Here is a 21993-nt window from a genome sequence, read left to right as displayed (position 1 = left end):
TACGAAGACATCCATGCTCAAACCCATCCTGCTGGTCGAAGACAACCCGAACGATCTCGAACTCACGCTGATCGCGCTGTCCAAGAGCCAGCTCGCCAACCAGGTCATCATCGTGCGCGACGGCGCCGAAGCGCTGGACTACCTGCACCGCCGCGGCGAATACGCGTCGCGCGCGGCCGGCAATCCAGCCGTCGTCCTGCTCGACCTGAAGCTGCCGAAAGTGGATGGATTGGAAGTCCTGCGCGAAGTCCGCAGCACGGACGGGCTCAAGCCCCTGCCGGTGGTGATGCTGACGTCGTCGAAGGAAGAACAGGACCTCGTGCGCAGCTACGAGCTGGGCGTGAATGCCTACGTCGTCAAGCCGGTGGATTTCACGGAATTCGTGCGCGCGATCGCGGACCTGGGCATTTTCTGGGCCGTGCTGAACGAACCGCCGCCGGGGTCGCAGCGCTACGTCAAGCCCAACAAGTAACGATCCGTGCCCACGCGAATGTTCGCGTCACGCATCGTTACGCGCGGGCACAGGGGTGTCCGCCCTACGGCGTAGCAAATGCCGGATGCGCGCGCTGAGCGCGTCCGGGTGGTAAGGCTTCTGCAACAGGTTGACGGACGCCTCCAGCTTCCCTTCGTGCGCCAGCACGCCCTCCGCATAGCCCGACGTGTATAGAATCTGCGCCTGCGGCAGGCGCGCACGCACCACCTCGCCCAGTTGCAGGCTGCTCACCGGGCCCGGCATGATCACGTCCGTGAACACGAGGTCGATATGCTGGCCGCGCTCCACGATCTCCACGGCCTTCGCCGCATCCGGCGCCTCCAGCACCTTGTAGCCGAGCGCGGACAGGATGCCGCAGGTCGTGCTGCGCACGTCTTCCTCGTCCTCGACGACGAGGATCGTCTCGATGCCACCCAGAAGCGGCGCCGTCGGCGCCTGTTCCGCGTGCTGCGGCTCGGCCTCGCTGCGCGGCAGGTAGATGCGTACGCTGGTGCCCTTGCCCGGCTCGCTCCTCAGCACGATCTCGCCGCCGGACTGCTTGACGAACCCGTACGCCATCGACAGGCCCAGGCCCGTTCCCTGTCCCGTCGGCTTGGTCGTGAAGAACGGCTCGAACGCGCGCTCCAGCACTTCGGGTGCCATGCCCTTGCCCGTGTCCGCCACTTCGATCAGCACATAATGGCCGCGCGGCACTTCGGTCGGCAACACGCCGTCGGGCCCGGCATTGGCCGCGCGGATCGTCAGCGTGCCGCCGCCCGCCATCGCATCGCGCGCATTGATCGCAAGGTTCAGCAGCACGTTGTTGAGCTGGTTCGGATCGACGAGCGTGCTGCCCAGGCTTGCCGAAATGTCGGTCACGACGCGCGCGCGTGGACCGAGCACGCGGCGCATCATGTCGTCCATCTCGCGCAGCAAATGGCCAGGATTGATCACGACGGCCTGCAGCGGCTGGCGGCGGGCAAAGGCGAGCAGGTGCGACGACAGCCTGGCCCCGCGCCCCACGCCGGCCAGCGCCATGTCGACGCGCGCCTTGCCGGCATCGTTCAGGTTGCCCACCAGCTTCAGCAGCTGCAAATTGCCGCCGATGATCTGCAGCACATTGTTGAAATCGTGCGCGACGCCGCCCGTCAGCTGGCCGATCGCCTCCATCTTCTGCGCCTGGTACAGCGCCGACTGGCTGGCGGCCAGCTGCTCCTGGCTGAGACGCAGCGACACGAACGCCGCATCGCGCTGGCGCCGCGCGATGCACGCATCGCTGTGGTAGCGCACGCGCGCGACGAGTTCGCGCGGATCGGGCCACTTGACGAGGTAGTCGTTGGCGCCGAGCGCGAACGCTTTCGCCTTGATCTCGGGATCTTCTTCGGACGACAGCAGGATGACGGGAATGTGCTCGGTGTCCTTGTCCGCGCGCAGGCGGCGCGTGACTTCGAAGCCGTCGATCTCGGGCATGCGCAGGTCGACGAGCACGACCGTCGCGCCGATTTCCTTGGCCAGCTCGACCGCCATGCCGGGGTCGCGGGCATAGCGCAGCGCATACGAGGCGCATCCCTTCATGCCGTGGGAGATGATGTCCTCGGCAAAGGGTTCGTCGTCGATCAGGAGAACCGAGCAGGCGTTGGCGTCTTCTTGGTTCATTGCAACTGCGGGGATAGCGGCATTGAAAAAGGAACCAGAATTGCAAAAAAGTAAGAACTGATTGTAACACCAAGCACGACGGGGGAGAGGTCCGATTCAATCGTGCGACACAATCGATGTCATCCTGATAATAGAAGACTTTGCTCAGCGGCTCTTCTTGGTATTCGACGTGAACGTCCGCGCATAAAACGCCGGCGGTTTCTTCATCACCCACTCGATGAACGCCCGAATATCGCCGTGCTCCTTGAGCACATCCCACGTGTGATAGGTACGCAGCAACTCGCGCTCGGAAAACGTCGCATGGATCTTGCGATGACAAATCTTGTGGATAGGGAACTGCTCCCTGCCCTTCAGCGACTTCGGGATCAGGTGATGCCGGTCGATGTTGACCGTGCCGAGCGGCCGGCCGCACAGCGGACACGGGCTGTCCGCCGCGGCGGGCTGGGCAGGAAAATCGAAGTCGGGAATGCGGGAACGGCGCGCCATGTTTCGTATATCGGGGCGGCCGTGCCCGTTTAAAGCATGATCAGCCGCGCACGCGCGCCGCGATGGCGTCGCCCACCTCGACCGTCGTCGCCGTGCCGCCCAGGTCGCCCGTGCGCGGTCCGTTCTTCAGCACGTCTTCGATCGCGGCCACGATCGCATCGTGCGCCTCGCCGCAGCGCGGATCCGGATCGGGGCCGGCGGCGAGGAACGACAGCATCATCGCGCCCGACCAGATCATCGCGATGGGGTTGGCGATGCCCTTGCCGGCGATGTCCGGCGCAGAGCCGTGCACGGGTTCGAACAGCGACGGGAACGTGCGGTCCGGGTTCAGGTTGCCAGAACGGCGCCAGGCCGATCGTGCCCGTGCACGCGGGGCCGAGGTCGGACAGGATGTCGCCGAACAGGTTCGACGCCACGACGACGTCGAACCGGTCGGGCTGCAACACGAAGCGGGCCGTCAGGATGTCGATGTGCTGCTTGTCGACGGTGACGTCCGGGTACTCGGCGTGGATGGCGTCCGCGCGGCCGTCCCACCACGGCATGCTGATGGCGATGCCGTTCGACTTGGTCGCCACCGTCACATGCTTGCGCCGGCGCGCGTTCGCGAGCTCGAACGCATACTGCAGCACGCGGTCGGTGCCGTAACGCGTGAACACGGATTCCTGGATCACCATCTCGCGCTCGGTGTCCGGGAACATCACGCCGCCCAGGTTCGTGTACTCGCCTTCCGTGTTTTCGCGCACGACGAAAAAGTCGATGTCGCCCGGCTTGCGGCCGGCCAGCGGGCACGGCACGCCTTCGAACAGGCGTACCGGGCGCAGGTTGATGTACTGGTCGAATTCGCGGCGGAACTTGAGCAGCGAGCCCCACAGCGAGATATGGTCGGGCACCAGCGCGGGCCAGCCGACGGCGCCGAAATAGATGGCGTCCATGCCGGACAATTGCGCTTTCCAGTCCGGCGGCATCATCTCGCCGTGCTGGATGTACCAGTCGCAGCTGGCCCACGGGAAATGCGTGAACTCGAGCTGCAGGCCGAAGCGCTCGGCCGCGGCCGCCAATACCTTCAGGCCTTCCGGCAGGACTTCCTTGCCGATGCCGTCGCCCGCGATGGCGGCGATCTTGAAACGTCGTGTCATCTGTTTTCTTTCTTGAATGGTGAAGCTCACACGGCCGGTGCCGCGACGACCAGGCGCGAGAAACTGGCCACGCTGGCCGCGAACGAGAACGCGGCGGCGATGCCGAGCGCGAACCATGGTCCGCGTACGTGAGAGATGGTAAGGCAGAACGCGACGAGCGCGGCGCCCGTCGCCTGGCCCGTCAGGCGCGCGGTGGCGACCATGCCGCTGGCGCTGCCGGCGCGCGAGCCCGGCGCGCTGCCCATGATCGCCTTCACGTTCGGCGCCTGGAAAAAGCCGAAGCCGATGCCGCAGAGGGCCATGCGCCAGCCGATGTCGAAGGCGGACGGCGCTGCCGGCAGGCTCATCATCGTGACCAGGCCGGCCGCGAGGATCAACAGGCCGATGCCGCCCAGCAGCCCCGGCGAATACCGGTCGCTCAATCGTCCGGCGACGGGCGCCATCACGCCGACCATCACGGGCCACGGCGTCATCAGGAAGCCCGTCTCGACGGGCGAACGGCCGAGCGTCGTCTCGAAAAAGAACGGCAGCGCGACGAATGCGAGCGCCTGCGCGGCGAACGTGCAGATGGCGGTGATGGTCGACAGCGCGAACAACGGACGGCGGAACAGGTCCACCGGCAACAGCGGCGCCGGATGGCCACGCTCGCGGCGCAGCAGCAGGACGAAGAACACCAGGGCGATCAATGCCTCCGGCAGCAACGTCTTCATGTCCACGCGGTGCGCGGCATCGCCCAGCGCCAGCACGGCCATCGAAAACGCGACGACGTTGTAGAGGCCGGCGAGCCGGTCCACGCGGTGGGTCGCGCGGCGCGTTTCCGGCAGCACCTTGCGCGCCATGAAGAACGCGACGATGCCGGGCACGACGTTAATACCAAATAACCATTGCCACGACGATGCGGCAAGAATGATCGACGCGAGGCTCGGCCCGAGCGCGAAGCCGACCGCGACGACGAGGGCATTGGTGCCGAAGCCGCGTCCCAGCAGTTTTGCCGGATACGTGGCGCGCAGCAGCGCCGTGTTGACGCCCATGATGGCGCTGGCCCCGAGGCCCTGGAACAGGCGCGCGGCGATCAGCACGGGCAGCGACCACGCGAGCGCGCACGCGAGCGAGGCCACCGTGAACAGGGCCATGCCGGCCACGTAGACGCGGCGGTAGCCGATGGTTTCGCCCAGCGCCGCGATCGGCAGCAAGGTGGCGACCATGGCCAGCTGGTAGGCATTCACGATCCACACGGAGTCGGCCGGCGTGGCGTGCAATTGCTGCGCCATCGCGGGCAACGCGGTGTTGGCGATGGCGGTATCGAGGGATGACATGCCCACGCCGAGCGCGAGGGCAAGGATGGCCCAGGCGCGCGGGCCCGCTGGTAATCCATCCTGGAATCCGTCCTGCTCGAGAGGTGTTGTATTGACTGCTGCTTGCATGCTCGATCCCGACGGCAAAGGATCGATTGTAGGCCGGCTGGACGAAGCTTGCAGACGATCCCCCGATTTGAACGGCGCCCGTCTTTACGGGCTCGCCGTCGAATGGACGATCTTGCGCGCACGGATCTGGCGAGGGCCCGGCGCGGTGACGCGGGCGGCGACGGCGTCCGGCACGTTCTCCTGCCGCATCAGTGCGAGCGCGTAGTCCGTGCCCAAACGCCGTTCGATCTTGAGGGCGGCCTCGACGATGGCATCGTGCACGTGGTTCTTGCGGCGACAGCGGAACAGCGGCAACCGGGCGGGATCGGCCTGGCGCCGCTGGTCCGTGAACAGGACGCGCTCGGCGATGTCGCCGGGGACGCCCTCCCGCGCCAGATAGGCCAGGGCCTCGTCCAGCCCCAGCATGTCCTTGTAGACGAGTGCGACTTCGATATGCTGTGAAACCAGGTTTTTACTGCGCACGCAGAACGTCATAAGCAGCCCCGGAACAAATGGTACCGAGGCTGCATGATACTGCAATGGCGAACTCAGCAGCCGCTCTGTTGCACCCGTTCCACTTCGAGCCCGAACAACGGACGCAGCCGCGTACCGAACACGTTGCCGACGAAGGCGGCGACGAGCCACAGCCAGCCGTGCAGGCTGCCCGACACGATGCCGCTGAAGTAGGCGCCGATGTTGCAGCCGTACGCGAGGCGCGCGCCATAGCCGAGCATCAGTCCGCCGACGACGGCCGCGAGGAGCGAGCGCAGCGGCACGCGCCACACGGGCGCATAGCGGCCCGCCAGCGCCGCCGCCAGCATCGCGCCCAGCACGATGCCGATGTCCATCACGGACGTCACGTCGTGCGACACGGGTGCGGCCAGCGCCGCGGCGTTCGCCTTCGTCGACCAGTACGTCCAGCTCGCCGTGTCGATGCCGACCGCCTGCGCGGCCTTGGCGCCCCACAGCGCGAACGCGGACGTCACGCCCCACGGCCGGCCCGACAGTGCGAGCGTCGCGAAATTCAGCACGACGAGCGCGACGGCGCCGGCCACCAGCGGCCACGGCCCGTGCAGCCACGGCGACGCGTGCGCGGGCCGCACGGTCGGGTCGACGAGGCGGCCGTGCCGGCGCTTCTCGACGACGACGGTGACGCACGCGATGAGCGCGAACACGGCCCAGTTGAGCAGCAGCGCGGGCGCCAGGCCCAGCGTCTTCACGAGCGAGACCGGTTTCAGTTGCGGCAGCGACGTCCAGAACGGCATGTGCGCCGTCGCGATGACGGAACCGGCGATGAACGCAAGCAGGGTCACGACCATGCGCGTGCTGCCGCCGCCGACCGTGTACAGCGTGCCGGACGCGCAACCGCCGCCCAGTTGCATGCCGATGCCGAACATGAACGCGCCGACGATCACGGACGTGCCCGCGGGCGACACGAGCCCATTGACGGGATTGCCAAACAGGGTGCCGGCGGACAGCGCCGGGAAGAACAGCGCGACGCCGACGGCGAGCATGATCATCTGCGCGCGCAGGCCGGCGCCGCGGCCGTCCGCGATGAAGACGCGCCACGCGGACGTGAAGCCGAATGCGGCGTGGTACAGCGCGAGGCCGAGCAGCGCGCCGACGACGAACAGCGCGGCGTGCTTCGCACCGACGGTCTGCGCGAGATACCACGCGCCGAGGACGATGAGCAACAACGCGACGCCGAGCGGTTTCGGGTTGACGTCGGCGCCGCGGCGGAATGTTGGAGAAGCTGCAGTAGACATTGGGAAACGATCTCGAGATAACGTAAGTCGTTATTTTCGCTCGTTTTTTTGTTTCCTGCCGGGGCGGGCAAAAACGAAAATGGGCATCGATTTCTCGACGCCCATTTTGAATTCTGGCTCCCCGACCTGGACTCGAACCAGGGACCTGCGGATTAACAGTCCGTCGCTCTACCGACTGAGCTATCAGGGAAAGGAGGCCGCATTATAGCGGCTCAGCTCAGCGGCAGCAATAGCGCGTGTTGCGACGCGGTATGGAAGTCGCGCCAGACGCGGTTGATGGCGCTGTCCGCGCTGGCCGCCACGAGGCCGCAGTACGGGTACAGCGTGTCGACGGCGTGGCGCGACGCGGCGACCCACTCCTGTGCCAGTGCCTGCATTTGCGCGGCCTGTTCGTCCGCGACGTCGGCGCCGGCGACGACGTCGGACCACGTCGCGTCGAGCAAGGCGTAGAAGCGCGCACGCACGCCATCCAGCCTGCCGCGGGCATCATCCAGCACGGCGCGCACGGCGGGCACGTCGATCAACGGCTCGTTCCGGGCGCCGAACCGGTTGCGCCGGCGCGCGATGCAGGCATGGGCCAGGTCGACGAAGTGGGACGCCATCCCGGCCACGTTCGCGGCCAGCGTGACGAAGGCGAACGGGAGAAATGGAAAACGGTACAGCGGCCCCTGCTCGCGCGCGGCGGCCGGGTCGATCACGAAGCCGTGGTCGGCATCGACCCACGCGCCGCGGATGCGGTAGGCGTGCGACGCCGTCGCGCGCAGGCCGATGCTGCGCCAGCGGGGCACGATCTCGACGATCTCCTTCGGCACCACGAACGCCTGGATGCGCGGCTGGCCATCCGCAGCGAGCAGCGGCCGGCCGTCCGCGCGCAGGAAGGCGTTGAACGTGAAATGCGTGGCCATCGGCGCGCCGCTCGCGTAGTCCCATTCCCCCTCGACGCGCCAGCCGTCACCCTCGCGGTCCGCGTGGCCCGTCGGGGCGCCGCTGCCCGCCAGGCAGGCGCGGGGCGTGGCCAGGATCGCGCGGGCCAGGTGCGGCGGCAGGAAGCCCGCGAACCAGCCGGCGCCGGCGCACAGCGTGACGGTCCAGCCGACGCTGCCGTCGACGCGGGCGATCGCTTCCTCCAGCCGCACGACCTCCGGCAGCGGCCGCTCTTCCCCGCCGACCGCGCGCGGCGCCAGCATGCGCAGCCAGCGGCGGTGGTGGATCAGGGCCTGGTGGACGGGGTGCAGCCAGCCGTCCGTGTCGGCGGTGGCGGCGTAGCGGTCGATACAGGCGGCGTCGCGCGCGGCGAGCGGGGATTGATTCGTCATCGTGCGGCGGAAATGAAAAAGGCCGCGCTTCAATAAAATGAGTACGCGGCCTTTCGAATTCTGGCTCCCCGACCTGGACTCGAACCAGGGACCTGCGGATTAACAGTCCGTCGCTCTACCGACTGAGCTATCAGGGAATTGAGGCAATATTATAGCAGGAATCCAGGAATTGCCAAATCACGCCCGCGGCGTGCGCCCGGCGATACTGTTTGCTATAGTCGCCCTCTTCCCGACCTGCCCCCCCACTGACCAATGACCACCCTCGGCACTCCCCTCTCCCCTTCCGCAACCAAAGTCATGCTGCTCGGCTCCGGCGAGCTCGGCAAGGAAGTCATCATCGCGCTGCAACGCCTCGGCATCGAAGTGATCGCCGTCGACCGCTACCCGAACGCACCCGGCCACCAGGTCGCGCACCGCGCGCACGTCATCGACATGACGGACGGCGCCGCCCTCGCCGCGCTGATCGAGCGGGAGCAGCCCGACCTCGTCGTGCCTGAGATCGAGGCGATCGCGACCGCGAAGCTGGCCGAACTGGAAGCGGCCGGGACGATCACCTGCATCCCGACCGCACGCGCCGCGCAGCTGACGATGAACCGCGAAGGCATCCGCCGCCTCGCCGCCGAGGAACTGGGCCTGGCCACGTCGCCGTACCGCTTCGCGTCCAGCCTCGACGAGCTCAAGGCCGCCTGCGCCGAGATCGGCTTTCCGAACGTCGTGAAACCCGTGATGTCGTCCTCGGGCAAGGGCCAGTCGAAGCTGGACAGCGCCGCCGACGTCGAGCGAGCCTGGAACTACGCCGCGTCCGGCGGGCGTGTGGATGCGGGCCGCGTGATCGTCGAAGGCTTCATCGACTTCGATTACGAGATCACCTTGCTGACCGTGCGCGCGATCGGTGCCGACGGCAACGTCGAAACGCGCTTCTGCGAGCCGATCGGCCACAAGCAGGTCCATGGCGACTACGTCGAATCGTGGCAGCCGCAGCCGATGGCTCCGCTCGCGCTGCGGCGCGCGCAGGAGATCGCCGGGAAGGTCACGGCGAACCTGGGCGGCCAGGGCGTGTTCGGCGTCGAGCTGTTCGTCAAGGGCGACATGGTGTGGTTCTCGGAAGTGAGCCCGCGCCCGCACGACACCGGCATGGTGACGATGGCGACGCAGGTGCAGAGCGAATTCGAGCTGCACGCCAAGGCGATCCTCGGCCTGCCCGTGAACACGGCGCTGCGCGCGCCGGGTGCGTCCGCCGTGATCTACGGCCAGCTGGAGGAGGCGGGCATCGCGTTCGAAGGCGTGGCCGACGCGCTGCGCGTGCCGGGCAGCGACATCCGCCTGTTCGGCAAGCCGGCGTCCTTCGCGCGCCGCCGCATGGGCGTGGCGCTGGCGACGGCCGACGACGTCGACACGGCGCGCGCGCGGGCGCTGGAGGCGGCGGGCAAGGTGAAGCCCATCAGCGCCCGATAAGCGCCAACGACATCGCGCATCCACGACGCGCGCTATTCAAGGCAACGTGACGCAATGATCAGGCCGGATCTGGCCTCGGATGCACGAGCCCGAGGTCAGATACTCGGCGCTCGATATCGCCATGATAGTCGAGCAGCCATTGATACTTTTCCTGCGCGCGCGGATTTTTGGACACCTCGCCGATTCTTCGCTCGATCAGTTCGCGATGAAACTTGAACCCCCAGAAACGTAAGCCAAGATAGTTGAGAGACCTGGCGCCGTCCGCCGCTTCGTAGACGAGGGTTTCTTGAGCTAGCGGCATCGTCGGCAGCATCCTGACCACATCATCGTCCAACAACACGCGGGGAAAGTTCGCCTTTTTCTCCAACTCGACAGCGCGCACCATGGCTTCGCCGATCACCGTCTGATCATCGATGTGAAGATTGCCAACCGTGATTGCTCCGCGCATCGGCAGTTCACAGTGGATGAATATCTGTTCGACTTGATTGGCGATCTCGGTCAGGAAGTATCCAACCTGCTGCTCGATCGAAAATTTTCCTGCGGTTCGCAAAGGATAGGCGACGAACACGTTATCGGTAAACGCCCAGACCACCGGGGTACCGTCACGCCGCATTCCGTTCAGGCGGCGCTCCAGCTCGGACAGCATCGAAACAAACCTCTCGGATGCCTCGATGTCCACGCATTTGAAAAGATCCGTACCGCCGAGGACATCGAGGTAGGCACAAATATGGAGTGAAAGCGAGATCGGCATGAACAAACTCCGGTCCGAGCCCGTCGCGACAGCAACAGGATCTATCTGAAGCGAAAAAGGGGCATCGATCGCTCGATGCCCCTTCCGAAATTCTGGCTCCCCGACCTGGACTCGAACCAGGGACCTGCGGATTAACAGTCCGTCGCTCTACCGACTGAGCTATCAGGGAATAGGTGTTCGTATTATAGCCGCTCACCAACGGCTTGCAAAGTTGGCAGGCCAACCGTGCGAAAATCTGGCTCCCCGACCTGGACTCGAACCAGGGACCTGCGGATTAACAGTCCGTCGCTCTACCGACTGAGCTATCAGGGAATTGGTGGGGGCTTGAAGAGCCTGCTGCGCGTTGCATTTCCGGTCTGCGATGCCCGCCGTACCGTAAGTACGGCTGCGCTTCTCGACCGGAACTGCTGCCGCTCGCGACGGCTCTTCAATGCCCCTGATCCGCCAACAATAATTGCTTAACGGAAGGCCGCGATTTTAGAGAACTTTTGCGATGGCGTCAACGACGCGATCGATGTTCTTCGAGTTCAGCGCGGCCACGCAGATGCGGCCGGTGTCCACGGCGTAGATCGATTCGGCGCGCAGCTTCTCGACCTGCTCCTTCGTCAGGCCCGAGTACGAGAACATGCCGACCTGCTTGCGCACGAACTGGAAGTCCGAGCCCGGTGCCTTTTCGGCCAGCTTCTTGACCAGCTCGTCGCGCATCTGCTTGATGCGGACGCGCATGCCGGCCAGCTCGTCTTCCCACAGCTGGCGCAGTTCCGGCGTGGACAGGACGGTCGCGACGACCTTGCCGCCGTGCGTCGGCGGGTTCGAGTAGTTCGTGCGGACGATGCGCTTCAGCTGCGACAGCAGGCGGGCAGCCTCTTCCGCGGTCGATGCGACGACGGACAGCGCGCCCACGCGCTCGCCGTACAGCGAGAACGACTTCGAGAACGAGTTCGACACGAGCAGCGGGCCGGGGGTAGCGGTGAAGCGGCGGACGACGGCGCCGTCTTCCGCGATGCCGTCACCGAAGCCCTGGTAGGCCATGTCGAGGAACGGGATCAGGTTGTTGGCACGCACCACCTCGATCACCTGGCCCCACTGGTCGGCGTTCAGCTCGGCGCCGGTCGGGTTGTGGCAGCAGGCGTGCAGGACGACGATGGCGCCTTCCGGCATCGCTTTCAGCGCAGCCAGCATGCCTTCGAAGTTGACGCCGTGCGTGGCTGCGTCGTAGTAGGCGTAGTTGTTGACGGTGAAGCCGGCGCTTTCGAACAGGGCGCGGTGGTTTTCCCAGCTCGGGTCGCTGATGTAGACTTGCGAATCCGGCGAGAAGCGCTTCAGGAAGTCGGCGCCGATCTTCAGTGCGCCGGTGCCGCCCAGGGCTTGCACCGTGACTGCACGTTTCTCTTGAATTACGGCGCTGTCGGCACCAAATACGAGTTCTTGCACAGCCTTGTCGTACGCACCCAGGCCTTCGATCGGCAGGTAGGTACGCGGCGTCGGTTGTTCCATCAACTTCGCTTCCGCTTTCTGCACGCATTCCAGCAGCGGCACTTTCCCGTTGTCATCGTAGTAGACGCCCACGCCCAGATTGATCTTGGCGGGGTTGGTGTCTGCATTGAAGGCCTCGGTGATGCCGAGGATCGGATCGCGGGGAGCCATGGCGATGGCGCTGAAGATGCTGGCAGTAGCTGGGGAATTCATCGTGATAAACTTGGTTTGTCGGCTGGGTTTCGCAGCGGTTGTATAGACAGCGACCTCGAGAGTTGCTCGGTCGCAGGCGGATTCTCATTCTAGCAAAGGTCTGATCCAATGGCAGATTTATCGGTTGCAAATTCACCAGCACCTACCGTCATCACGTTCCCGGATTCCCCGTTCAAGCTGCACCAGCCCTTCCCGCCCGCGGGCGACCAGCCCACGGCGATCGATGGCCTGGTGGAAGGCATCGAGGACGGCCTGATGTACCAGACGCTGCTCGGCGTGACCGGTTCCGGCAAGACTTATACGATGGCCAACGTGATCGCTAGAGCCGGCCGTCCGGCGATCGTGTTCGCCCCGAACAAGACCCTCGCGGCCCAGCTGTACGCGGAGTTCCGCGAGTTCTTCCCGCAGAATGCCGTCGAGTACTTTGTCTCGTATTACGACTATTACCAGCCGGAAGCGTACGTGCCGCAGCGCGACCTGTTCATCGAAAAGGACTCGTCGATCAACGAGCACATCGAACAGATGCGCTTGTCGTGCACGAAGTCGCTGATGGAGCGGCGCGACGTCGTCATCGTCGCGACCGTCTCGGCCATCTACGGTATCGGTAATCCGAACGAGTACCACAAGATGATTCTCACGTTGCGCACGGGCGACAAAGTCGCGCAGCGCGACGTCATCGCGCGCCTGATCCAGATGCAGTACACGCGCAACGAAATGGACTTCGCGCGCGGCACGTTCCGCGTGCGCGGCGACACCATCGACATCTTCCCGGCCGAACACGCCGAGCTCGCGATCCGCGTCGAGATGTTCGACGACGAAATCGAATCGCTGCAACTGTTCGATCCGCTGACGGGTAAAGTGCGCCAGAAGATCCCGCGCTTCACGGTGTACCCGGGCTCGCACTACGTCACCGGCCGCGCCACCGTGCTGAAGGCCGTCGATTCCATCAAGGCCGAGCTGCGCGACCGCCTCGAGGAATTCCGCCAGCAGGGCAAGCTGCTGGAAGAACAACGCCTCGAACAGCGCACGCGCTTCGACCTCGAGATGCTGGCCGAAGTCGGCTTTACCAAGGGCATCGAGAACTACTCGCGCCACCTGTCCGGCTCGATGCCGGGCGAACCGCCGCCGACGCTGATCGACTACCTGCCGAAAGACGCGCTGATGTTCATGGACGAGTCGCACGTGATGATCGGCCAGCTCAACGCCATGTACAACGGCGACCGTTCGCGCAAGGTGAACCTCGTCGACTACGGCTTCCGCCTGCCCTCGGCGCTCGACAACCGGCCTTTGAAGTTCTCGGAATTCGAGAGCAAGATGCGCCAGTGTATCTTCGTCTCCGCGACGCCGGCCGACTACGAAAAGCAAAAAGCCGACAACGTCGTCGAGCAGGTCGTGCGCCCGACGGGCCTCGTCGACCCGCAGGTCATCGTGAAGCCCGCGCGTTCGCAGGTGGACGACCTGATGGGCGAGATCACGGACCGCATCAAGAAGGACGAGCGCGTGCTGGTCACCACGCTGACCAAGCGCATGGCCGAGCAGCTGACGGAATACCTGTCGGACCACGGCATCAAAGTGCGCTACCTGCACAGCGACATCGACACGGTGGAGCGGGTGGAAATCCTGCGCGACCTGCGCCTGGGCACGTTCGACGTCGTCGTCGGCATCAACCTGCTGCGCGAGGGTCTCGACTTGCCGGAGGTGTCGCTCGTGGCCGTGCTGGACGCCGACAAGGAAGGTTTCCTGCGTTCGGAACGCTCGCTGATCCAAACGATCGGCCGCGCGGCACGTAACCTGAACGGCGTGGCGATCCTGTACGCGGACCAGATCACGGATTCGATGAAGCGCGCGATCGACGAGACGGAACGCCGCCGTGCCAAGCAGATCGCGTTCAACGAAGCGAACGGCATCACCCCGAAGGGCGTGCAGAAGAAGATCAAGGAAATGATCGACGGCGTCTACAGCGCGGCCGCGCAGAAGGCCATGCTGAACGACAACGGCTTGTCAGAGGAAGCGGCCAAGGTCGAGGGCATGAGCGAGAAGCAGATTTCGAAAGAGATCAAGCGCCTCGAAAAACTCATGGTCGACCACGCGAAGAACCTCGAGTTCGAAAAGGCGGCGCAGGTGCGCGACCAGTTGCACGTGCTCAAGCAGCAGGCATTCGGGGCGCCGGGGGCGGACAACGTCGTGTCTATCCTCGGCAAGTAAGCAGTACGACAAATCAGAAGCGGCCTTCGAGGCCGCTTTTGCTTTACAGGTATTGGTGCAGCGAGCTCTGGGAATCCTGGTTCCTGAACAGCGTGACAAAACCGGCTTTTGCGAGGCATAACCGGTGCTTGTCGTTGGCGTACGCGATGATCGACTGGCTCCGCCTGAACTTGTCCATATTGTTTTTCAGGAATTCGAGCAGAATCGCCTCGCCAAATGGGTTGAACAGGTAGACCAGATTATTTCCGGCCGGAAGTGAGAAACTGGCTGCGTCGGCGTTGACGAAGCAGATATTGTCGGCGCCAAATTTCCTGACGTTACGGTCCGCCGCCTGCACCAGCGGCTCCGAAAACTCGACGCCAACGAGCCGCCGGAACCGGTATTTGGCGGCAGCATAAAAGCACGCCTTCCCCTTGCCCGAGCCGAGATCGATGAACTGGTCGAATACGATGCCGGTCTTCATTGCCTCATTGAGCAATGCCCGAATCGCCACGCAGGTAACGGCCTGGTAGGCCCGTGAGTGCGCTCGCGCCGACGAATAACTGGTTTCGAGTTCGTGCCCATCGATAAAGCCGCTGCAGTCGAGGCCGTGCCATTTTTCGAACAGCTGGTCCTCCATCCAGCTCACTCCACCCGCTGCCTTGTTCGAAAGCGAACGCAGCTTATGGGCGAGCGGTCGTCTCAGCCAAGTGGCGATTCTGCCTTGCAATTGAATGCGAGTCGATTCAGTGTGGTGAGCCATGTACATTCCGAAAAATGATCCGAAGCCGGGAACCTCATCTATTTTCCCAAGCTTCGCCAGCGCGGCCTTTATCGATTGTCAATCAGCGCCATGCTCGCCGGTTCAAAAGGACGCCGCTGTTGTCGAACACGGCGTCAGGGCCATCCGAGTTTTTGATCAGACCACACATATAACGCACCAGAAACTTCTGTAGAAAAACTATTACTGAGGGAAATTTATTTCGCGAAACGTTGAACTTTGGCAGTTTCCCCTCGTCAAAGTTACTCCTTCGTTTATTGATGAGTGGCTTTCCCTTGAAAACTTTTTCGTTCGCAAACAGCGCATTGACCGCCCCCCTGCTGACTGGTTTTGCAGTCGCAATGATGACTTGTACCGTCGCCTCGGCCGCCGACCTCTATGTGTCGACCGCAGGCAGGGACACGAACACCGGCACGTCGAGCAGCGCCCCGCTGCGCACCATCCAGCGCGCCGCCAACCTGGCACGGCCCGGCTATACGGTCCACGTGGCGCCCGGCACCTACACCGAGACCATCACCTCGACCGTGAATGGCACGTCGACCGCGCGCATCCGCTTCGTTTCGGACACGAAGTACGGCGCGATCCTGCGTCCGGCCGGCAGCGCCTATACGATGTGGACCGCCCGGGGCGGCTATACGGATATCGACGGCTTCCAGATCAATGGCGCCGGCAGCACCACCGCGCGTGTCGGCATCTATCTGAATGGCGGCAATTCGTCGGTCAAGAACAGCTGGATCCACGACGTTGCGATGGCCTCCGGCTGCGACAACCGCGGGGGCGGCGGCATCGTTGCCGACCAGGGCCGCGGTAAGGCCTACAGCAACTATGACATCATCGGCAACAGGGTGAACAATGTCGGCGGCGGCTGCGGCTGGATCCAGGGCATCTACCACTCGTCGTCGGGCAAGATCATCAACAACGTGGTCAACGGGACCAGCCAGGGCATCAACATGGGCCATGACGACCACAACATCCTGGTCATGAATAACACCCTGTTCGCCAACAGCGGCTATGGCGTGTATTTCGGCGGCTGCAAGGAAGCGTACAACAACGGCTGCCCGACCCGCGGCATCCAGATCCACAACAACATCATCTATGCGAACGGCGGCGGCATCCAGGGTCCGATCGCGTCCGAGGACGTCGGCAACAGCGTCGCCAACAACCTGGTGTATGCGAACCGCACGAACTTCGACCTGGCCAGCCCGAGCAGCGCCACCAGGACCGGCATCATCAGCACCGATCCGCAGTTCGTCAGCTACCTCTCCAATGGTGGCGGCAACTATCGCCTGAAGACCACCTCGCCGGCCATCAACAGGGGCCAGACCTCCTACGCGCCCCAGACCGACCTCGACGGCAAGGCCCGTGGCTATTACATCGACATGGGCGCCTACGAGACGAACGCCAACTAAACCTGTCGGGACCGCTCTATTGTCACACCCTACGAAGCCCAGGCTCGTAGGGTGTTTTCATACGGCTTTCGTGAATTGCGAAAAAACGTCAGTGTAATCGGAATTCGAAGTGCACAGGCACGCAATTCATCAAGTCATATCACGCTTCTGGAACACATGAAGCCAATCAAAAAATCCGCAAATAGTGAGAATAACGTAAAGATTGCATTTCAGTAGAAATGATATGCAATTGGCGGAAATAGATTGCCAATAATTTTGCAAAGGGCGAGGCAATTCGAGATAGGTAGGTATTTCAAGGAGCTCATGATGAGGCATGATCTGATGGGCAGAAGAAATTTTATGCAGCGATCCGTGATGTTGCTCGGCGCATCGGCAATGCTCCCAAAAGCATTTGGCCAGACGACATTAATGGTTCGCCCGGAATGGCAGGCGTTCAAGACGACGCCGCATTATGATGCATTCCTGCGAGCGGTGAAGCTAATGAAAAGCAACACGACGGCCACCGATCCCAAGAGCTGGTCTTTCTGGACGAATATTCACCTGAACCGTTGCCCGCACTCCATTCCGTATTTCTTCGCATGGCACCGTGGCTACATCTATTATTTCGAGCGCCAGATACGCGCAGTGTCGGGCGACTCTCAACTTGTTCTCCCGTATTGGGATTACTATACGAACCCAGCATTGCCAGCCGAATTCACGAATCCGAACGGGGGCAATCCACTCTACGTTTCCCGTGTCAACAATAATGTACGGCAAGCCCTGAGCATGGCGCCGTTTTCTTCAAGCCTCATTAACTTCCCGACGAATAGCGCCAACGCATTCGAGCCCAGTTTCGAATCGGCACCTCACAACCTGGTCCACAACATCATTGGCGGCGTGATGTCCGATATGCTGTCGCCGACGGACCCGATTTTCTGGCTGCACCATGCCAATGTCGACCGGCTCTGGGTGGCCTGGGTGAGTGCCGGCAACGGACGGAAGATGCCGGCCCTCGGCAGCGCTTACTGGTCCGGGTCGCATATCTACACGAGTTCGCTGACGATGCCGCGGTCGTCCACCTACGGCACGCGGACGACTTTGGGATACCGCTACCAGAACGAGAGCTTCCCGACCAGGCTGCCGTCGGCCCGATCCTCGCTCTCGTCCCCCGATCTCGTGCAGGCGACGCCGAACGAAGCCGTGGGAACGCAGCCGCCGCTCGGTTCATTCAGGATATCGCCGTCACGGCAGACGAGCGATCAGAACGTTCGCGATCGGCGGCGCGCTCGATGTCAACCTGGATGACAGGTCGATCAGTGTGCAGTTGCCGGTAGACTCGGAACACATGCGGGCCCTGGCGCAAATCGGGACCGGGGCCGCCACCTCCCTGCGCGCCAGCCCGCAACGCTATCGTTCCGTCCAGGTTGTTCTCGATAACGTCGTGATCACCGACGCTGGAAAACTGGGCGGCTACTACTATCGCGTCATCCTGAACCTCTCGCCGGACGCTTCCAGCAAATCGCAGTCCATTGCCATCGGTACCCTCGGCGCCTTCGAAATCAGCGGCGCCGCGCACCACGGGAATCCTGTCCGGTTGCGTTACCGGATCAGACGCGCCGTATTTGCCGGAGCGGCGTCCAGGATCGGCCTGCTCTCCGTCTCATTTGTACGGGTAGACGGTGACGAGGGTCCGAAAGGCGCCCTCATCGGCCTCGGCGAAGTTCGGCTGGAAACCTCGACCGACGACAACGACGCCTAGTCGGGGCACCGATTGCAAGCATCGTGGCAAGCGCCGTCCCTGCCTAGCGTGGGTAAAGGTGGCGCTTGCGCAGCGCATTGACCGCATTGCGCAGGAACTGCACCACGCCGTACAGGTTGCGATAGTCCCTGAACGACTTGACCGGCGCACCCATGATGCTCGCAAACTGCTCTGTCGACAGGCGCAGCTTCTTCGCCACATAGGCCAGGTCTTGCTGCTGCAGCTCTTCCGGGTAGGGCGGCCGCTGCATTTCCGCAAGCGCCTGCGCCCGGCTGATCTGTCCGGCATTGATCAGGTCCGACAGGTGGCCATACCGTTTGTCGACGCCGAATTTGCGCGGCAGGATATAGCCCTGGTAGAAGCGCGTGTAGATCGATTCGTGGTGCTTGCCCCCGTAGCCCTTCCAGCCAAGCTGGCTGCTCAGCAAAGCCATGGCCTCGTCCTTGTCGTAATCGACGTAGTTGAGGATGGACACGATGCGCGTGCCGCGCAGGATGTTGGCGTAAAACAGGTAGAACAGACTGAAGCGCGGGTAGGTCTTCAGCTTTACGCTGCCGAAGCGGCGATGGATGTCCTTGATAAAGCGCCAGTCGGAATGCCCGTACGACCATTCCGGCACGCTGATCGATTCGGTGGCGAAATTCATCCCCGATATGATGTACTTGATGCCCCGCGATGCCGCCTGTTTCCACAGCAAGGCACCGATCGCATGGTCGGTCGGGATCTCCCCATCCGGTGTCGACGCCTTGAGGAAGGCGAGCTGCAGGTCGCGAAACTCTTCCCAGTCGACGACATGGGTATGCAGGTCGATGCCGAGATTGCGCAGCACCAGCTCGATGTTCCGGGTCGCCAGTTCGGAATTCCAGCCATTGTCGAAGTGTACCGCCAGCGGGCGCAGCCCGTGCTGCTTGACCAGCCAGGCCACGTAGGTACTGTCCACGCCGCCGCTGACGCCAACGATACAGTCGTACTCGCGTCCGCGGCCGGCTGCCTTGATGCGCTCGATCAGCGCCTGCAACGCTTCGCGCCCCTGCTCGCCCTGCAGCCGGCGCGCGCTCACCAGCCGGTCGTAGCGCTGACAGTGACTGCACAGGCCCATTTCATCGAAGCTGATGCTGCGGTCCGCCGCCGTGTTCATGATGCAGCGGGTGCAAACCCGGAGGGCCTGGTCCGGCACGGCCGAATAGTTGTAGTGTTCCGTAATCGACGTCATTTGAATACCTTGTCCAGTTCTTCGTACTCGGGATACGTAATCAACACGGCGTTGTGCTTGCCGTGAAAAACGAACATGCTGCCGGCTGCCAGTGCGGACGCACCGGCTTCGGTGGCTTCGCGGAAGTGCCGCACCTCTCCCGCGCCGCCGGCGACCACCACCGGGATCGACACCGCCTCGCTCACCCGCCGTACCAGCTCGAGATCGTAGCCTTCCCGCATGCCGTCGCGGTCGATCGCGTTGAGGAGGATTTCGCCGGCGCCGAGCTGTTCCATGGCGCGCGCATATGCGGCCGGTTCGCGCTTCAGGTCGCGCGTGCCGCCGGCCACGCAGACCGTATAAGCGCCCAGCCAGCTGCGGCGTACGTCCATCGACACCACGACCCCGGAGCTGCCTGCCAGCGCGGCTGCTTCCGACACCAGGCGCGGCTGGTCGGCCGCGGCGGTGTTGAGCACGACTTTCTCGACGCCGAGCGCGTACAGCCGTTTCACCTGCCCGACGCTGGTAATGCCGCCGCCGTAGGAAAACGGCATGAAGGCTTCGCTGGCTATGTCGGCCAGCAAATCGAAGTCGGGCGCGGTGCGCGCGCCGGCGCTGCCGATGTCGAGGAACACCACCTCGTCGACTTCCTTCTCGTTGAAGATCCGCACGGCATTGATCGGGTCGCCGACGTAGCGGGCGTTCTTGAATTTGACCGTCTTGACGAGGCCGCCGTTGCGCATCAGCAGGCAGGGAATCACGCGTGGGTGCAACATCACAGCTCCGCGAAGTTGTGCAGCAGCGCCATGCCGAAGCGATGGCTCTTCTCAGGATGAAACTGCACTCCGTACACATTGTCGTGCTGGAGCACCGCGACGAACTCGCCGCCGTAGTCGGCGGTGGCCAGCACGTCGCCGGGATCGGCGCAGACCAGGTGGTACGAGTGGCAGAAGTAGAATCGTGAGCGGGTCGCCAGCTCGCGCAGCAGCGGGCCGTCGCGGCGCGGCGCCAACAGGTTCCAGCCCATGTGCGGGACCTTGTTCCTGCTGTCCGGCGCAAACCGGAAGCGGCGCACTTCGGCATCGATCAGGCCCAGGCCCTCCATGCCGCCCTCTTCGCTGCGCCGGCCCAGCATTTGCATGCCGAGGCACACGCCCAGCAGGGGGACTTTGTCCTGGAGTACCCGCTTGCGCAGTGCTTCGGCCAGCCCGCGCTCCCGCAGGGCGCCGATGCCATTGTCGAAGGCGCCCACGCCAGGCAGGACGAGCTTCCCGGCCCGCTCGAGCGCCGCGGCGGTCGATACCAGCTCCGCCTCGGCGCCGACCTTGCGCAGCATGTTGAGCATCGACCCGAGATTGCAGACGCCGTAGTCAATGACAGAGATCATGCCGCACCTCGCCCTGGTGGCCCTGGCCGTACCTGCGCGAACGCATGCCCAGCGCATGCAGATAAACGATCTCGAGCTTCGCCTCTTGCCCTTCCCAGCAATATTCGTCGGCGGTCCGCACCAGCGCATCCTGCAGGTCGCGCTGGTCGCGCGTGAGCAGACGCAGCACGCCGTCGCGGATCGCCGCCGCCGAGGCGTCGCTCGTCACTTCGCCGATCCCGTGCCTGCGCACGAACTCGCTCTGCTCGCGGGTCGGCGAGACCAGCACCGGCTTGCGCGCCATCACGTACTCGAACAGCTTGTTCGGCATGCAGTACTCGTAGCTGAGCGACGTGGCCTCGATCACGGACAGCCCGAAATCGGCCGCCGCGGTGTAATCGAGCAGGCGCTCCGGCGCGACCGCCGGGTGGTAATGGATGTCCCCATGGCGCGCCGCCTCGCCGGCAATCCAGTCCGCCAGCGGGCCGTACCCCATCACGACCAGCGCCGCGCGTCCGGCCAGGCCGGCAAACGCTTCGACCAGGTTGCGGATCCCGCGGCCCTCGCCGATGAAGCCCTGGTAGAGAAAGATCGGCGTGCCGGCGTCGATCGGATACGCCTTGCGGAAATAATCGGCCGGGTTCACGCTGCGGCGCGGCGGGCAGTTGTAAAGCACCGTAACGTTACGCAAAGCGTACTTGCGCACATACCATTGTTCGATCGCTTGCCCGACGAAGATGCAATGATCGGCGTGCCGGATCAGGGCGCGTTCGGCCCACCGGGTAAGGCACTTGCGCAGACCGCCGAGGCCATTGGTCTCCGTCTCCAGTTCGTGGGCGTCATACACCAGCCTGGCGCCGGTGGCGCGCTTCAGCAGGACGCCGAGGGGCAGTGTGGCGATGCTGTGGCAATTGATGCACCCGAGTTTGTCGTCGCGATAGCGCAGGTAGACCGCGCGGGTCCAGTCACCGGTGCGCTTCAGCTTGCCAATCAGGCGGTCGCCGCTGCGCTGTCCGACGCGCACGATCCGGATATTGTCCTGTAGATGCTCGAGCGCCGGTAGGCCCTCCCGTCCCACGCCGACCAGGTCGATGCGGTCGAACAGCGCCAACCGGGACAGCGTACAGGCCTCGCGCAGGATCCGGCTCTCGTTCAGGAACGGCGACGGATACAGGTGAATGTTGATCAAGGTC

General features: G+C 63.9%; 19 protein-coding genes, 4 tRNA genes and 1 pseudogene. 6 read left to right on the top strand and 18 right to left on the bottom strand.

The features are described from left to right. Positions 1 to 13 precede the first annotated feature (13 nt). Positions 14 to 472 carry a response regulator gene (locus ACL58G_RS13320; protein WP_413384158.1) on the top strand — a complete coding sequence of 153 codons (459 nt, stop codon included), beginning with the start codon at positions 14 to 16 and terminating at the stop codon, positions 470 to 472. Positions 473 to 499: 27 nt separating this feature from the next. On the opposite strand, the gene ACL58G_RS13315 is transcribed toward ACL58G_RS13320, so the two are convergent. The 9 genes and pseudogenes from ACL58G_RS13315 to ACL58G_RS13275 form a co-directional block, all read right to left on the bottom strand. Continuing rightward, positions 500 to 2128 (bottom strand): response regulator, encoded by a 1629-nt coding sequence (locus ACL58G_RS13315; RefSeq protein ID WP_413384156.1) that lies wholly within the window; start codon positions 2126 to 2128, stop codon positions 500 to 502. A 144-nt stretch (positions 2129 to 2272) separates the two neighbouring features. Then, on the bottom strand, positions 2273 to 2614 hold the full coding sequence (locus ACL58G_RS13310; RefSeq protein WP_413384155.1) for an HNH endonuclease: 342 nt from the start codon (positions 2612 to 2614) through the stop codon (positions 2273 to 2275). Between the two features lie 40 nt (positions 2615 to 2654). Then, positions 2655 to 3750 (bottom strand): annotated as a pseudogene (locus tag ACL58G_RS13305) (tartrate dehydrogenase). Positions 3751 to 3776: 26 nt separating this feature from the next. Then, positions 3777 to 5174, bottom strand: coding sequence for an MFS transporter (locus ACL58G_RS13300; RefSeq protein WP_413384153.1), 1398 nt, complete (start codon positions 5172 to 5174; stop codon positions 3777 to 3779). A gap of 84 nt (positions 5175 to 5258) precedes the next feature. Further along, the gene (locus tag ACL58G_RS13295) at positions 5259 to 5636 is read right to left on the bottom strand and encodes a hypothetical protein (RefSeq protein ID WP_440967299.1); all 378 of its coding nucleotides are present in this window, start codon (positions 5634 to 5636) and stop codon (positions 5259 to 5261) included. A gap of 65 nt (positions 5637 to 5701) precedes the next feature. Further along, complete coding sequence (locus ACL58G_RS13290; RefSeq protein ID WP_440967297.1) at positions 5702 to 6919, bottom strand: YeeE/YedE family protein; 1218 nt, start codon at positions 6917 to 6919, stop codon at positions 5702 to 5704. 114 nt (positions 6920 to 7033) lie between these two features. Next, positions 7034 to 7109, bottom strand: a tRNA-Asn gene (locus ACL58G_RS13285). Between the two features lie 22 nt (positions 7110 to 7131). Then, entirely contained in the window at positions 7132 to 8235 is a 1104-nt protein-coding gene (locus ACL58G_RS13280) for an acyl-CoA dehydrogenase (protein WP_440967295.1), read from the bottom strand. 61 nt (positions 8236 to 8296) lie between these two features. Continuing rightward, positions 8297 to 8372 (bottom strand) — tRNA-Asn (locus ACL58G_RS13275). A gap of 115 nt (positions 8373 to 8487) precedes the next feature. On the opposite strand from ACL58G_RS13275, the gene purT reads away from it, so the two are divergent. After that, complete coding sequence (purT, locus tag ACL58G_RS13270) at positions 8488 to 9690, top strand: formate-dependent phosphoribosylglycinamide formyltransferase (protein WP_440967293.1); 1203 nt, start codon at positions 8488 to 8490, stop codon at positions 9688 to 9690. Positions 9691 to 9748: 58 nt separating this feature from the next. Here purT and ACL58G_RS13265 read toward each other — a convergent pair whose 3' ends face one another. The 4 genes from ACL58G_RS13265 to ACL58G_RS13250 all read right to left on the bottom strand — a co-directional run bounded on the left by ACL58G_RS13265 (position 9749) and on the right by ACL58G_RS13250 (position 12130). Next, the gene (locus tag ACL58G_RS13265; protein ID WP_440967291.1) at positions 9749 to 10441 is read right to left on the bottom strand and encodes a hypothetical protein; all 693 of its coding nucleotides are present in this window, start codon (positions 10439 to 10441) and stop codon (positions 9749 to 9751) included. 93 nt (positions 10442 to 10534) lie between these two features. Then, positions 10535 to 10610 (bottom strand) — tRNA-Asn (locus ACL58G_RS13260). Positions 10611 to 10677: 67 nt separating this feature from the next. Then, positions 10678 to 10753: transfer RNA gene (locus ACL58G_RS13255), tRNA-Asn, on the bottom strand. Between the two features lie 165 nt (positions 10754 to 10918). Then, positions 10919 to 12130, bottom strand: coding sequence for an amino acid aminotransferase (locus ACL58G_RS13250; RefSeq protein WP_413337710.1), 1212 nt, complete (start codon positions 12128 to 12130; stop codon positions 10919 to 10921). A 108-nt stretch (positions 12131 to 12238) separates the two neighbouring features. Between ACL58G_RS13250 and uvrB the strand changes: the two genes are divergently transcribed. Beyond that, positions 12239 to 14335 carry an excinuclease ABC subunit UvrB gene (gene uvrB / locus ACL58G_RS13245; protein ID WP_413384139.1) on the top strand — a complete coding sequence of 699 codons (2097 nt, stop codon included), beginning with the start codon at positions 12239 to 12241 and terminating at the stop codon, positions 14333 to 14335. Between the two features lie 43 nt (positions 14336 to 14378). Here the strand turns inward: uvrB and ACL58G_RS13240 are convergent, their stop codons facing one another. Further along, entirely contained in the window at positions 14379 to 15077 is a 699-nt protein-coding gene (locus ACL58G_RS13240) for a methyltransferase domain-containing protein (RefSeq protein WP_440967289.1), read from the bottom strand. A 359-nt stretch (positions 15078 to 15436) separates the two neighbouring features. Between ACL58G_RS13240 and ACL58G_RS13235 the strand changes: the two genes are divergently transcribed. From ACL58G_RS13235 to ACL58G_RS13225, 3 genes are all read left to right on the top strand, one after another. Further along, positions 15437 to 16504: a choice-of-anchor Q domain-containing protein gene (locus tag ACL58G_RS13235; RefSeq protein WP_440967288.1), complete on the top strand. Its 1068-nt coding sequence runs from the start codon at positions 15437 to 15439 to the stop codon at positions 16502 to 16504. Between the two features lie 339 nt (positions 16505 to 16843). Then, positions 16844 to 17788, top strand: a complete 945-nt coding sequence (locus ACL58G_RS13230) for a tyrosinase family protein (protein WP_440967286.1) — start codon at positions 16844 to 16846, stop codon at positions 17786 to 17788. A gap of 40 nt (positions 17789 to 17828) precedes the next feature. Further along, positions 17829 to 18242 carry a hypothetical protein gene (locus ACL58G_RS13225; RefSeq protein ID WP_440967284.1) on the top strand — a complete coding sequence of 138 codons (414 nt, stop codon included), beginning with the start codon at positions 17829 to 17831 and terminating at the stop codon, positions 18240 to 18242. A 43-nt stretch (positions 18243 to 18285) separates the two neighbouring features. Here ACL58G_RS13225 and ACL58G_RS13220 read toward each other — a convergent pair whose 3' ends face one another. Genes ACL58G_RS13220 through ACL58G_RS13205 form a run of 4 tightly spaced genes read right to left on the bottom strand, consistent with a single transcriptional unit; the run spans position 18286 to position 21989 of the window. Beyond that, the gene (locus ACL58G_RS13220; RefSeq protein ID WP_413384135.1) at positions 18286 to 19455 is read right to left on the bottom strand and encodes an N-acetyl sugar amidotransferase; all 1170 of its coding nucleotides are present in this window, start codon (positions 19453 to 19455) and stop codon (positions 18286 to 18288) included. Then, a complete protein-coding gene (locus ACL58G_RS13215) occupies positions 19452 to 20210 on the bottom strand; it encodes an AglZ/HisF2 family acetamidino modification protein (protein ID WP_413384134.1) in 759 nt (252 codons plus the stop codon). Before ACL58G_RS13215 ends, ACL58G_RS13220 begins: the two co-directional genes overlap by 4 nt. Then, the gene (gene hisH, locus ACL58G_RS13210) at positions 20210 to 20821 is read right to left on the bottom strand and encodes an imidazole glycerol phosphate synthase subunit HisH (protein ID WP_413384133.1); all 612 of its coding nucleotides are present in this window, start codon (positions 20819 to 20821) and stop codon (positions 20210 to 20212) included. The genes ACL58G_RS13215 and hisH overlap by 1 nt, the downstream gene beginning before the upstream one ends. Further along, positions 20805 to 21989 carry a glycosyltransferase gene (locus tag ACL58G_RS13205; RefSeq protein ID WP_413384132.1) on the bottom strand — a complete coding sequence of 395 codons (1185 nt, stop codon included), beginning with the start codon at positions 21987 to 21989 and terminating at the stop codon, positions 20805 to 20807. Before ACL58G_RS13205 ends, hisH begins: the two co-directional genes overlap by 17 nt. Between the last annotated feature and the right edge of the window lie 4 nt (positions 21990 to 21993).

It is taken from the genome of Massilia sp. GER05, from assembly GCF_052056005.1.
GTDB lineage: Bacteria > Pseudomonadota > Gammaproteobacteria > Burkholderiales > Burkholderiaceae_D > Telluria > Telluria orientalis.
The sequence above is the reverse complement of the archived record's forward strand: the minus strand, read 5'-3'. Positions and strand labels throughout refer to the sequence as shown.